Origin of the sequence: Streptomyces sp. NPDC127129, from assembly GCF_042671585.1 — a bacterium.
Classification (GTDB): Bacteria; Actinomycetota; Actinomycetes; order Streptomycetales; family Streptomycetaceae; genus Streptomyces.
Genome location: NZ_JBHXTV010000014.1, coordinates 189732 through 202022 on the forward strand (window position 1 = coordinate 189732; position 12291 = coordinate 202022).

Annotated in this window: 13 protein-coding genes; 6 read left to right on the plus strand and 7 right to left on the minus strand. The window is 69.9% G+C overall.

All coding sequences use genetic code 11. The features are described 5' to 3' along the window. Positions 1-3: 3 nt before the first annotated feature. Both rplC and rpsJ read right to left on the minus strand, forming a co-directional pair. Positions 4-648, minus strand: a complete 645-nt coding sequence (gene rplC, locus ACFVGW_RS26185) for a 50S ribosomal protein L3 (protein WP_352188383.1) — start codon at positions 646-648, stop codon at positions 4-6. Between the two features lie 13 nt (positions 649-661). Continuing rightward, positions 662-970, minus strand: coding sequence for a 30S ribosomal protein S10 (gene rpsJ / locus ACFVGW_RS26190; protein ID WP_003948644.1), 309 nt, complete (start codon positions 968-970; stop codon positions 662-664). A 503-nt stretch (positions 971-1473) separates the two neighbouring features. On the opposite strand from rpsJ, the gene ACFVGW_RS26195 reads away from it, so the two are divergent. Together ACFVGW_RS26195 and ACFVGW_RS26200 are read left to right on the plus strand one after the other, a co-directional pair. Beyond that, complete coding sequence (locus tag ACFVGW_RS26195) at positions 1474-2292, plus strand: RNA repair domain-containing protein (protein ID WP_385853672.1); 819 nt, start codon at positions 1474-1476, stop codon at positions 2290-2292. 235 nt (positions 2293-2527) lie between these two features. Then, positions 2528-4582 (plus strand): PIG-L family deacetylase, encoded by a 2055-nt coding sequence (locus ACFVGW_RS26200; RefSeq protein WP_385853673.1) that lies wholly within the window; start codon positions 2528-2530, stop codon positions 4580-4582. Between the two features lie 127 nt (positions 4583-4709). Here ACFVGW_RS26200 and tuf read toward each other — a convergent pair whose 3' ends face one another. The 5 genes from tuf to ACFVGW_RS26225 form a co-directional block, all read right to left on the minus strand. Further along, positions 4710-5903: an elongation factor Tu gene (gene tuf / locus ACFVGW_RS26205; protein ID WP_147980746.1), complete on the minus strand. Its 1194-nt coding sequence runs from the start codon at positions 5901-5903 to the stop codon at positions 4710-4712. 150 nt (positions 5904-6053) lie between these two features. Then, positions 6054-8183, minus strand: a complete 2130-nt coding sequence (gene fusA, locus ACFVGW_RS26210) for an elongation factor G (protein ID WP_352188381.1) — start codon at positions 8181-8183, stop codon at positions 6054-6056. A gap of 39 nt (positions 8184-8222) precedes the next feature. After that, positions 8223-8693: a 30S ribosomal protein S7 gene (rpsG, locus tag ACFVGW_RS26215; protein ID WP_003966970.1), complete on the minus strand. Its 471-nt coding sequence runs from the start codon at positions 8691-8693 to the stop codon at positions 8223-8225. 2 nt (positions 8694-8695) lie between these two features. After that, positions 8696-9067, minus strand: coding sequence for a 30S ribosomal protein S12 (gene rpsL / locus ACFVGW_RS26220; RefSeq protein ID WP_003948652.1), 372 nt, complete (start codon positions 9065-9067; stop codon positions 8696-8698). A 434-nt stretch (positions 9068-9501) separates the two neighbouring features. Next, complete coding sequence (locus ACFVGW_RS26225; protein ID WP_352188380.1) at positions 9502-9951, minus strand: helix-turn-helix transcriptional regulator; 450 nt, start codon at positions 9949-9951, stop codon at positions 9502-9504. Between the two features lie 251 nt (positions 9952-10202). Here ACFVGW_RS26225 and ACFVGW_RS26230 point away from each other — a divergent pair, with 251 nt between their 5' ends. From ACFVGW_RS26230 to ACFVGW_RS26245, 4 genes are all read left to right on the plus strand, one after another. Further along, positions 10203-10481 carry a WhiB family transcriptional regulator gene (locus ACFVGW_RS26230; RefSeq protein WP_383311215.1) on the plus strand — a complete coding sequence of 93 codons (279 nt, stop codon included), beginning with the start codon at positions 10203-10205 and terminating at the stop codon, positions 10479-10481. After that, positions 10474-11193: a hypothetical protein gene (locus ACFVGW_RS26235; RefSeq protein WP_385853674.1), complete on the plus strand. Its 720-nt coding sequence runs from the start codon at positions 10474-10476 to the stop codon at positions 11191-11193. Before ACFVGW_RS26230 ends, ACFVGW_RS26235 begins: the two co-directional genes overlap by 8 nt. Beyond that, the gene (locus ACFVGW_RS26240; RefSeq protein WP_385853675.1) at positions 11187-11399 is read left to right on the plus strand and encodes a hypothetical protein; all 213 of its coding nucleotides are present in this window, start codon (positions 11187-11189) and stop codon (positions 11397-11399) included. Before ACFVGW_RS26235 ends, ACFVGW_RS26240 begins: the two co-directional genes overlap by 7 nt. 403 nt (positions 11400-11802) lie before the next feature. After that, the gene (locus tag ACFVGW_RS26245; protein ID WP_352188376.1) at positions 11803-12210 is read left to right on the plus strand and encodes a hypothetical protein; all 408 of its coding nucleotides are present in this window, start codon (positions 11803-11805) and stop codon (positions 12208-12210) included. Positions 12211-12291: the final 81 nt, after the last annotated feature.

Here is a 12291-nt window from a genome sequence, read left to right on the forward strand (position 1 = left end):
TCCTCAGGCCCCCTTGGCCGCGGTGCGGACCAGGACGAGGCCGCCGTTCGGACCAGGAACCGCACCCTTGATCAGGAGCAGGCCCTTCTCCGCGTCAACGGCGTGAACGGTCAGGTTCTGGGTGGTCACGCGCTCGTTACCCATGCGGCCGGCCATGCGCATGCCCTTGAAGACACGGCCCGGGGTGGCGCAGCCACCGATCGAACCGGGCTTGCGGTGCACGCGGTGGGCACCGTGGGAGGCCTTGCCACCACGGAAGTTGTGGCGCTTCATGACACCGGCGAAGCCCTTGCCCTTGCTCTTACCGGTGACGTCGACCTTCACGCCGGCCTCGAAGAGCTCGGCGGTGATCTCCTGGCCGAGCGTGTACTCGGAGGCGTCAGCGGTGCGGAGCTCCACAAGGTGACGGCGCGGGGTGACGTCGGCCTTGGCGAAGTGGCCCTTGAGGGGCTTGTTCACCTTGCGCGGGTCGATCTCGCCGAAGGCGATCTGGACCGACTCGTAGCCGTCGACGTCGTTCGTACGCACCTGGGTCACGACATTGGGGCCGGCCTTGACGACGGTCACCGGGACAACCCGGTTGTTCTCGTCCCAGACCTGCGTCATGCCGAGCTTCTCGCCCAGGATGCCCTTGATGTTCTTAGCCATCTCGCGCGTCACCTCAGAGCTTGATCTCGATGTCGACGCCCGCCGGCAGGTCGAGACGCATCAGCGAGTCAACCGTCTTCGGCGTGGGGTCGAGGATGTCGATGAGGCGCTTGTGCGTGCGCATCTCGAAGTGCTCGCGCGAGTCCTTGTACTTGTGCGGCGACTTGATGACGCAGTACACGTTCTTCTCAGTGGGCAGCGGCACCGGGCCCGCGACCGACGCACCAGTGCGGGTCACCGTCTCGACGATCTTCTTCGCCGAGGAGTCGATGACCTCGTGGTCGTAGGCCTTGAGCCGGATGCGGATCTTCTGTCCCGCCATGGCTACTCAGTAGTCCTGTCTCGTAGTAACGCTCTGGAACTCGGGGGCTCTCATGACTCCGCCTCCGACCCACGCGGTCGGGCGTGTCGCACTCCCTCTACGCAGAAATCCCGAAGAATTTCCCAACCAAGGGGGTGCGGTCACCATGACCGCGAGCCGGGGGCGGAACACCCACCGAGTGCCTGGCCGGCACCCCGCTGACACTTCCCGGAAGATTCCCGTACGTCCGCTCCTGAAAAGGGGCGACGAGTACTGTGGGACTCGCTTCCGGTCCTCCCGACGGGAGGCGTGCAGCATCGGCACTCAACCGAGCAACCCCGACAGTCTGCCATACGGGACACGGGCCTGGCCAATCGAGCCGGAGAGAATACCCCGGACGTGACCCAAGTCAAACGCCGACCCTCCGCGCCTCCGCGCGGCGTCGAGGGCGGGCGGGGTGAGGTGCGGCCGAACAGCAGGCGGCACGACCGACTGGGATCCCGCTGCGGGGGCAGTCGCCGGGCGTGCACACCAGTGACGAGATCTACCACCGCGTGCTGTGGGATCCCCGGTTCGATCCCGAGCGGTTCGTCATGGGTGTCGCGGAGCGCGGGGCCGGACCGGCGCGGATCGCCCTGCCCGACTTCGTACCGGGTGGGGAGATCCCCTGGCACCGCGTGATCTTCTTCGAGGCGGACGGGGAGCTGGTCTGGGACCGCGCGACGGGCGTGGACCGGCTCGACGAGACCGTGGCGGCCGAGGAGCCCCTCGCCCGGCCCCGGGAGGTCCTCGCCGTGCCCTCGACGAACCGGACCGCCGTGGCCTGGATCCCGCCCCGCAGGCTCTGGCCGGCGATCCAGCACATCCGCCGCGCGCACGACCGCCAGATCCACCGCTGGCCGCCGCACGTCAACGTCCTCTTCGGCTTCGTCCCGGAGGCCGACTTCGAGCGGGCGGTGCCGCTGGTGGCGGAGGCGCTGAGCGAGACACCGCCCTTCCGGGCCCGCCTGGAAGGGGTCCACTGGTTCGGCCACCGCGAGGACGCCACCGTCTGGCTCGACCCCTGCGCGGCCGGTGAGGCACCGTGGGCCCGGCTGCGGGATGCCCTGGAGGCCCGGTTCCCCCTGTGCGGCGGGCAGGCCAGGGGCTTCACCCCGCACCTCTCCCTGGGCCGCAGCCACGACCCCCACACCCTCGCCACCACGTCCGAGGCCCTGCTCGGCTCCACCACGGCCCGGGTCGCCGAACTGGTCATGCTCTCGCGCCGCGAGGACGGCCCGATGCGGGTCAGGACGACGGTGACACTGGGAACGGGCGAGGCGAGGGCGGAGCAGGACGCGTGACGAAGCGGGTCGCTGCGCGACGACCCGCAACCGCGCCCGCCCCGCCGCGTCCGGCCCGCGTCCCCAGCCCCACGGACCCCGCACGTACCCCCGTACGAAGTCCGTACGTCCGCGCAACCCGCGTCGCCGAAACTCCGTCTAGCCAGTCGCGGATTCGGCTCCGACCAGGCCCTCCGTCGTCACAGGGGTGGTCAGGCACCGGCGTGGACCGGTGCGCGGTACAGGGGACGTTGCAGTGGACGACATATCCAGACCCGGGCTCTTCGGCGCGCCCGGGCGGCGGGCCGTGCTCACGACCGCCGCCGCCGTCGGCGCCACCGCGCTCGCCGGCTGTTCCGTGCCCGCCCCGCGCCGTGGCGAGACCGCCGCCGACCCCGCGCCCGGGGTCCCGATCGCCAGTACGCGGCACGCGCAGCTCATGCAGTTCGCCGCGCACCCGGACGACGACCTGTTCTTCATGAACCCCGACACCCAGCGACTGCTCGACGCCGGTGTCCCGCTGGTCTCCGTCTACGTCACCGCCGGGGAGCACAAGGGCGTCAACCGCATCGACGGCATGCCGGAGGCCCCGCCGGACCGGGCCGCGTACTCCTCCTCACGCCATCAGGGCCTGCGCCAGGCGTACGCGACGCTCCTCGGGCTCGACAGGTTCACCCCGTGGCAGAAGGGCGTCGTCACCCTCCGCGGCGGGCGCCACGCCGAGATCAACACGCTCGTGCACGGCGCCCGCCGGGTCGAGCTGATCTTCCTCAACCTGCCCGAGCACGCCCCCCGGCGCTTCACCGCCCTGCCCGCCCTCTGGCACGACCGCGCGCTCGAACTCCGTACGCACCTCTCCACCGGCTCCCCCGTCGACCGGTCCGACCCCTACGACCACGACCAGCTGGTCGACGTCCTCGTCGGGCTCCTCGACCGCTACCGGCCGACCGTCGTGCACACCCTCGACCCGGACCCCGACATCCAGGTCAGCAACGAGGCGACCCGCCGGCGCGACAGCGAACAGCCCGGCTACTCCGACCACGGCGACCACACCGCCGCCGCCTGCTTCACCTGGGCCGCGCTGATCCGCTGGGTCGCGGAGGCGCAGAAGGGGCCGGGGGCGATACCCGCGTTCGTCGTGACCTCGTTCCGCGGCTACTACAACCGTCACTGGCCCAAGAACCTCCCGCCGCAACTCCTCAAGGAGAAGGCCGGCCACCTCTTCCAGTACGGCGGCGACCCGGACTGGGAGTGCGGCAACCCGTCCGGCTGCGGCGACTACGGCGTGGGCGGCGACCGCCCCCTCACCAACCGCAAGGGCTGGGTCAGGGCCACGCACCACCGCTGGCCGGGCACCGGCCCCGCGGTCGTCACGCGGCCCGACGGACGGCTCGACGCGTTCGGGGTGCTCGGGCTGCGGGCCGTCCGCTGGCGGGAGACGGAGAAGGACTCGGGCCTGTGGGGCGAGCCGGAGGACCTCGGTGGCGGTCCGCTCGCGCCGGCGCTGGGCTCCGCCACCCTGCCCGACGGCAGGACCCTGCTCCTCGGCGTGCGGTTCGCCGCGTTCGGCGGCCGCGGCGGGCCCAACAGGCGGGAGGTCGTCGTGCTGGAGCAGCGCTCCCCCGGCGGTCCGTTCCTCGCCTGGCGGGGCCTCGGCAATCCGGAGCGGAGCGACGACCGCGGACGGCGGATCGGTGTGCCGGTCGCCGTGACCGCCCCCGACGGCCGGGTCCACCTCTTCGTACGGAACGCGGACAAGGGTGTGTCGACGCGCGTCCGCGCCGCGGACGGCACCTGGTCCCCGTGGCGGGCACTGCCCGGCTCCGAGGAGATCCAGGACGGTCTGGACGCCGTGGTCGACGCCGGCGGACACGTCCACGTCCTCGCCGCCGGGCGGGAGTCCGTCCTGCACTGGGTCGACTCCGCCCCGGCCGCCCCGCTCCCCGTCTCGGGCGACCCGGTCGCCGCCGTACCGTCCCGGGGCCGCTCCGGTGTCGACGTGTACTTTCGCGGGCCCGCCGCCAGGCAGCTGCTGTCGCCGGGGCGGGGGAACGTGTCCTTCGACGGGTACGGCTCCGTGGCCGCGGCGGCCGACGCGCAGGGACCGGTGCTGCTCGGCCGGAACCTGCGCGGCCGGATCCAGCTGCGCCAGGGTGACCAGCTCTTCACCCGTACGAGCGGAACGGCGGCCGTCCAGGCGCCCGCCCTGCGGCTCCTCCCCGGCGGACCGGTCGCCGTCGGCCTGGGCGCGGACGCCCACCCGTGGGCGTGGCGGCCGACGACGCGGCCCGCACTCGCCGAGAGCGAATAGCACGGGTCGCCACCGCGGCACCGAGCTCGCCCCACAACGAAAAGGGCCCCCGCCCCGCCGCGAACGGCGGGCCGGGGGCCCTTTCATGACGCTCCGTCAGGAGCGGCACAGGTCAAGCGATCGACAATTACTTGTTGATCTTGACGACCTGGCCGGCGCCCACGGTCCGGCCACCCTCACGGATGGCGAACTTCAGGCCCTCCTCCATGGCGACGGGCTGGATCAGCTCGACGGTCATGGAGGTGTTGTCGCCCGGCATGACCATCTCGGTGCCCTCGGGGAGGGTCACGACGCCGGTCACGTCCGTGGTACGGAAGTAGAACTGCGGGCGGTAGTTGTTGAAGAACGGGGTGTGACGGCCACCCTCGTCCTTCGACAGGATGTAGGCCTGGGCCTCGAAGCTGGTGTGCGGCGTAACCGAACCCGGCTTGATGATGACCTGGCCGCGCTCGACGTCCTCGCGCTTGATGCCACGGAGGAGCAGACCGACGTTCTCGCCCGCCTGGCCCTCGTCGAGCAGCTTGCGGAACATCTCGATGCCGGTGACCGTGGTGGTGACCTTCTCGGTCTTGATACCGACGATGTCGACGGTCTCGTTGACCTTGAGGACACCACGCTCGATACGACCGGTGACGACGGTGCCACGACCGGTGATCGTGAAGACGTCCTCGATCGGCATCAGGAACGGCTTGTCGACGTCACGCTCGGGCTGCGGGATCGCCTCGTCGACGGCGGCCATCAGGTTCAGGACCGACTGGCCCCACTCCTTGTCGCCCTCGAGCGCCTTGAGCGCCGAGACCTTGACGACCGGCAGGTCGTCGCCCGGGAACTCGTACTCGGAGAGGAGCTCACGAACCTCGAGCTCGACGAGCTCCAGGATCTCCTCGTCGTCCACCATGTCGGCCTTGTTCAGGGCGACGACGATGTACGGAACGCCGACCTGGCGGGCCAGGAGCACGTGCTCCTTGGTCTGCGGCATCGGGCCGTCGGTGGCGGCGACCACGAGGATGGCGCCGTCCATCTGCGCGGCACCCGTGATCATGTTCTTGATGTAGTCCGCGTGACCGGGGCAGTCGACGTGGGCGTAGTGACGCGACTCGGTCTGGTACTCGACGTGCGCGATCGAGATGGTGATACCGCGCTGGCGCTCCTCGGGAGCCTTGTCGATCTGGTCGAAGGCCGAGGCCTCGTTCAGGTCCGGGTACGCGTCGTGCAGCACCTTGGTAATGGCGGCCGTGAGGGTCGTCTTACCGTGGTCAATGTGACCGATGGTGCCGATGTTGACGTGCGGCTTAGTCCGCTCGAACTTCGCCTTCGCCACTGGGGTCCTCCTGGAGTGGTTCTGAACGCCTTGCTTCATCGGCGCCAGGTGATCTTTGCTGGGATGCCAGGCGCCGGGACCCGATCCCTCGGGTTTCGGGGGCTGAGCCCCGGCGACTGGTGTCAAGCCTAAAGCGTGAACTCGGGAGAGTTACTCGCCCTTGGCCTTCGCGATGATCTCCTCGGCGACGTTCCGGGGAACCTCGGCGTAGGAGTCGAACTGCATCGAGTAGCTTGCGCGACCCGAGGTCTTGCTGCGGAGGTCTCCGACGTAGCCGAACATCTCCGAGAGGGGCACGAGGCCCTTCACGACGCGAGCGCCGCTGCGCTCCTCCATGGCCTGGATCTGGCCACGGCGGGAGTTGATGTCGCCGATGACCTCACCCATGTAGTCCTCGGGCGTGACGACCTCAACGGCCATCATCGGCTCAAGGATGACGGGGGAAGCCTTGCGCGCGGCCTCCTTGAAGGCCTGCGAACCGGCGATCTTGAAGGCGAGCTCGGAGGAGTCGACCTCGTGGTAGGCACCGTCGAGAAGGATGACGCGGACGCCAGTCATCTCGTAGCCGGCCAGGATGCCGAACTGCATGGCCTCCTGCGCACCCGCGTCGACCGAAGGGATGTACTCCTTCGGGATGCGGCCACCGGTGACCTTGTTCACGAACTCGTACGAGGCGTCGCCGCCCTCGATGGGCTCGATCGCGATCTGCACCTTGGCGAACTGACCGGTACCACCGGTCTGCTTCTTGTGGGTGAAGTCCACGCGCTCGACGGCCTTGCGGATCGTCTCGCGGTACGCGACCTGCGGCTTGCCGACGTTCGCCTCGACCTTGAACTCGCGACGCATACGGTCGACGAGGATGTCGAGGTGAAGCTCGCCCATACCACCGATGATGGTCTGGCCGGTCTCCTCGTCCGAGTGCACCTGGAAGGAGGGGTCCTCCTCCGCGAGACGCTGGATGGCAACACCCAGCTTCTCCTGGTCACCCTTGGACTTGGGCTCGATCGCGACCTGAATGACCGGCGCCGGGAAGTCCATGGACTCCAGGATGACCGGGTTCTTCTCGTCGCACAGCGTCTCACCGGTGGTGGTCTGCTTCAGGCCCATGACGGCGACGATGTCGCCGGCGCCCACCGAGTCGATCTCCTCACGCTTGTTCGCGTGCATGCGGTAGATCTTTCCGATGCGCTCCTTCTTGCCCTTGACGGAGTTCAGCACCGAGGTGCCGGCCTCCAGGCGACCGGAGTAGATCCGGACGAAGGTGAGCTTACCGAGGTGCGGGTCGCTCGCGATCTTGAACGCGAGCGCCGACAGCGGCTCCTCGTCGGACGGCTTGCGCTTGACGACCGTCTCCGCGTCCTTGACGTCGTGGCCCTCGATGGCCTCGACGTCCAGGGGGGAGGGGAGGTAGCGCACGACCGCGTCGAGCAGGGGCTGAACACCCTTGTTCTTGAACGCGGTGCCACAGAAGACGGGGGTGATCGTCTTCTCGCCGCCACCCTTGCCGGAGGCAATGGTGATACGACGGATCGCGGCGTAGAGCTGCTCCTCGGTGGGCTCCTGGCCCTCGAGGAAGAGCTCCATGATCTCTTCGTCGTTCTCGGCGACGGTCTCGACCAGCTTGCCGCGCCACTCTTCAGCGGCCTCGGTGTGCGTGGCCGGGATGTCGACGACGTCGTACATCTCGCCCTTGGTCGCCTCGGCGGACCAGACCAGAGCCTTCATGCGGACGAGGTCCACAACACCCTGGAAGTCCATCTCGGAACCGATGGGGAGCTGCATGACGATCGGGACGGCGCCGAGGCGGTCCACGATCATGTCGACGCAACGGTGGAACTCGGCGCCCGTACGGTCGAGCTTGTTGACGAAGCAGATACGCGGAACGCCGTAGCGGTCCGCCTGACGCCAGACAGTCTCGGACTGGGGCTCGACACCGGCGACGCCGTCGAACACCGTCACGGCACCGTCGAGCACGCGGAGCGAACGCTCCACCTCGACGGTGAAGTCGACGTGGCCCGGGGTGTCGATGATGTTGATGGTGTGGTCGACGTCCTCGAGCGGCCAGTGGCAGGTCGTCGCGGCGGACGTGATCGTGATGCCGCGCTCCTGCTCCTGCTCCATCCAGTCCATCGTGGCAGCGCCGTCGTGGACTTCACCGATCTTGTACGAGACGCCGGTGTAGAACAGGATCCGCTCGGTGGTGGTCGTCTTGCCCGCGTCGATGTGAGCCATGATGCCGATGTTGCGCACCTTGGCAAGGTCAAGCGAAGTGGTAGCCATATCGGCTCAGTCTTCTCTCGGTCTCGATGTGGGTTGCGACTACCAGCGGTAGTGCGCGAAGGCCTTGTTGGACTCGGCCATCTTGTGCGTGTCCTCGCGCTTCTTGACCGAAGCACCGAGGCCGTTGGAGGCGTCGAGGAGCTCGTTCATGAGGCGCTCGGTCATGGTCTTCTCGCGACGGGCGCGGGAGTAACCCACGAGCCAGCGCAGAGCCAGGGTGGAGGCGCGACCGGGCTTGACCTCGATCGGCACCTGGTAGGTGGCGCCACCGACACGGCGGGACTTGACCTCGAGGGACGGCTTCACGTTCTCGAGGGCGCGCTTCAGCGTGATGACCGGGTCGTTGCCGGTCTTCTCGCGGAGGCCTTCCATGGCACCGTAGACGATGCGCTCGGCGGTGGAACGCTTGCCGTCCAGCAGGATCTTGTTGATCAGCGAGGTGACAAGAGGAGAGCTGTAGACCGGGTCGATGATGACCGGGCGCTTCGGGGCGGGGCCCTTACGAGGCATTCTTACTTCTCCTTCTTGGCGCCGTAGCGGCTGCGAGCCTGCTTACGGTTCTTGACGCCCTGCGTGTCGAGGGAACCGCGGATGATCTTGTAACGAACACCCGGCAGGTCCTTCACACGGCCACCACGCACGAGCACGATGGAGTGCTCCTGCAGGTTGTGACCCTCACCCGGGATGTAGGCCGTGACCTCGATGCCCGAGGTAAGACGCACACGCGCGACCTTACGGAGGGCCGAGTTCGGCTTCTTCGGGGTGGTCGTGAACACACGCGTGCAGACGCCGCGACGCTGAGGGGAACCCTCGAGTGCGGGCGTCTTGTTCTTCTCGACCTTGTCCTGCCGGCCCTTCCGGACCAGCTGCTGGATCGTAGGCACTACTTCTCCGGTTTCTGTGTGCCGTCGTAAAACTAACCTGGAACACCGCACCGACCCACGCGGTCGGGTGTGTCGAATACTGCGGACCTCCGCCGAGGGCGGAAAAGGCGCAGATTGCGGTGGCCGTTGATGAACTCGCCATGCGGTTGAGGACACGCACACGAGCCCAGGCACACCCCAGGCACAAGGTCTGAGCGTACCTATCGCATGGACTCCGGTCAAAACAAATGCCCACGCGCGCGGGGGCGGGCGGACGTGGGAGAACGAACACCGGAACGGTCGGTGCCCCGCCCGTGACGGAGAGCGCGCCGCCCGCCGCGAACCGGGCCCCGGCGGGCGGCACCGAGAGGCCGCCGGGCCCGGCATGACGGGCGGCGCGAAGAGACCCCCTCCTTGCGCTCCGGCGAGCGGCGCGGGGAGGGCGGACCGGGCGGTCAGTCCCGGGCGGCGCGGCGGGGTTCGCCGGGGGTCCGCGGCTCCGCCTCGTCCTCGCCGGGCTCCAGGAACTGGTTGACGACCTTGACGAACACGCCCATCCGCTCGTCGGGGACGCCGAGCCAGCGGGCGAAGTCCTCCAGGGTGGGCTGCCAGTCCCCCGGCGGCAGCAGGTCCGCCGCCAGGGGGAGCTCGTCGGGGGTGACCCGGCCCGAGCGGATCAGCATGTCGCGGACGGAGACCCCGAGAAGCGGGGCGATCCTGCGCATGGTCTCCAGGTCGGGCATGCTCTGCCGCTGCAGCAGCCGCGTCACGGCGGCGCGGTGCACGCCGGCCTCGTCCGCGATCCGCGACTTTCCTCCGCCGCGCGGACTGTCGATGTCGTAGCCGCGCGCTCTCATCAGGCCTTCCACCCAGCCTGCGAACTCGTCGAGCCCTTGAGTGCTCATGTCTACCGCTCCCTCGCTCCCCACCCTCCGGGCGCCCCACTCTAGCGTGCTTGCGCGCACAGAATTACGTGCTTTTGAGCGCGCAATCGTGTCGAATCGGTGAAGGCCTGCCCCGATTCGCTCCACAAACTTGTTGCGCGCCCGCACGCAACATGTAACGCTGGCTCGCCGCCGACCTCATCGGCCTCCTGAGCCCCCGGGACCTCACTGGCCCCACGGGTCGCCCGTTGGCCCGGAGACTGGAGAACACCTTGCTCCTCCCCGATTCCCCTTCCTGGCAGGCCGCCGCCGCGTGTGCCGCCCTCTCCCCGGCCGTCGTCTTCGCCCGCCGCGTCCAGCAGGCGGCCCCGGCGCTCCGCGCCTGCGGGCACTGCCCCGTACGCCGCGAGTGCGAGGAAACGGTCGCCCCGGCGGAGAGCTACTTCGACGGCGTCTGCGCCGGCCGCCTGTGGCGCAACGGCCGTGCCGTACCCGCGTCGCGTACGGCCAAGGTCATGGGACCGCTCACCGCCGGAGGCGTCCGTGGCTGAGCCCGCCGCCGAACGGATCCTCACCGACATCGCGCTGTGGACCGCCACGCTCGCCCGCCAGTTCCCCGAGCTCGCCGAAGAGCTCGCGCCCGGGCGCCGCTCCCCCACCGGCGCCCCGCCCACCGCTCCGCACCCGGGCCGCGACGAGCTCATCCGCGAGGAGCGCCGCGAGGCGCTGCTGCTCCAGCAGCGGCACGGCCTCGCCGTGCCCGGCCACGGCGCCGCGCCGATCCGGCTGCACGTCTCCGACGCGATCCGCGACATCACGGACGGCGTGGTGGAGCTGGAGGAGGCGGTACGCGCCCGGCTCAGGCTCCCCCGCCCGGGCCGCGCGGCCGTCGTGGAGCGACTGCGGCGAACGGCCGCGCTGCTCGACGAGATCGCGGCCCACCCCGACCTGGCCCGGCACGTACGCGACGAGCTGCGGCGGATGGCGCGGCGGTGCGCGCGGACGCTGGGCGACACGGAGACGGTGGTCCGGGTGTCGGGGCGCTGCCCGTGGTGCGACTCGGTGTCGCTCCGGGCGTTTCCCGACCGCCGGGCGGTGCTGTGCGTGAACCCCGCCTGCACGTGCACGGTGGAGGACTGCGGCTGCCAGGACGATCCCGCGTACCGGCACCTGTGGCCGGAGGCGGAGTGGCACGAGCTGGCCGACGCGGCCGGCTGCCGTACCGAGGAACTCGAAGCCGCGATGGAGGAGACCCCGTGCTGACGTCCCTGACCCTGCCGACGCTGCCCGCCCTGATCCCCGGGCCCCTCGCGGCCGAGGAGGCGGGGGTCGCGCCGGCGACCATCCGCAAGTGGGTCCAGCTGGGCCACCTGAGGGCCGCCGGCAAGGCCGGCCGGGCCCAGCTCTTCCGCCTGGAGGACGTCTTCGCCGCGGAACGAGCGGCCCGCCGCCGCCCTCGTAGCGCGTAGGCGGGCGGGTCGAACGACGAAGCGCCCCGTGTCTCCCCGAGAGACACGGGGCGCTTCGTCATGCCCGCGTGAACCCGGCACGGCCGCTATGCGCGTGAACCCGGCACGGCCGCGATGCCCGCGTGAACCCGGCACGGCCGCTCCGGTCGAAGACGACGGGTCCACAGGCCCGTCGGCGAAGAAGTCCCGACCGCCTCCCGAATTAGTTGCGTGCGCGCACGCTCTCTGTCACAGTTGGTGCAGCGGCGGAGCTGTGCCCGGCAACGGGCCACAGGCTCCGCCGTTCGCCGTCCGGGAGCGCTCCGCGCCCCCGCCCCCTTCCCCGCGTCGAGCGCCCCGGACGGCACCCGGCCCACGCAACACGGCCCACGCCACCCCTCCCCTTCCATCGAGGAGAACCGTCATGACCACTCCCCCGAGTGCGTTCCCGGACGTCGAGAAGCTGGTCGTCGACGTCCTCAAGGCAGACCCGGCCCTGGCCGGCGCCACGATCGCCGTCCAGGCACCGGCCGGCTTCGACGGCACGCAGAGCGCCGTCCTGGTCAACCGCCGCGGCGGCGCCTGGATCGGTGACCTGCACATCGACAAGCCGCTCATCGAGTTCGAGGTGTACGGCCCGACCAAGAACGGGGCCCACGTCCTCGCCAACGCGGCCCGACGCGCACTGCTCGCCACGATGGGCAAGCGGATCGGCGTCAACCTCGTCCAGGACGTGGAGGAGATGGACGGGCCGCGCTGGCTGCCCGACTACGTCTACCGGGGCGCCAACCGCTACCTCTGCGTCATCCAGCTCTCCCTGAGCGTCTTCTAGACGCCGCCGGAGCCCTCGCGCCCCGGCTTCGCCGCCGGAGCCCTCCGCTCCGGCCCCTCCCCACCGAGCGCCCCGCGGGCG

What these genes read in the sequence shown, in the direction of transcription:
- rpsJ (WP_003948644.1), bottom strand. Translation starts at nt 970, where the DNA reads ATGGCGGGACAGAAGATCCGCATCCGGCTCAAGGCCTACGACCACGAG.
- ACFVGW_RS26225 (WP_352188380.1), bottom strand. Translation starts at nt 9,951, where the DNA reads ATGAGCACTCAAGGGCTCGACGAGTTCGCAGGCTGGGTGGAAGGCCTG.
- fusA (WP_352188381.1), bottom strand. Translation starts at nt 8,183, where the DNA reads ATGGCTACCACTTCGCTTGACCTTGCCAAGGTGCGCAACATCGGCATC.
- rpsG (WP_003966970.1), bottom strand. Translation starts at nt 8,693, where the DNA reads ATGCCTCGTAAGGGCCCCGCCCCGAAGCGCCCGGTCATCATCGACCCG.
- ACFVGW_RS26245 (WP_352188376.1), top strand. Translation starts at nt 11,803, where the DNA reads ATGACCACTCCCCCGAGTGCGTTCCCGGACGTCGAGAAGCTGGTCGTC.
- rplC (WP_352188383.1), bottom strand. Translation starts at nt 648, where the DNA reads ATGGCTAAGAACATCAAGGGCATCCTGGGCGAGAAGCTCGGCATGACG.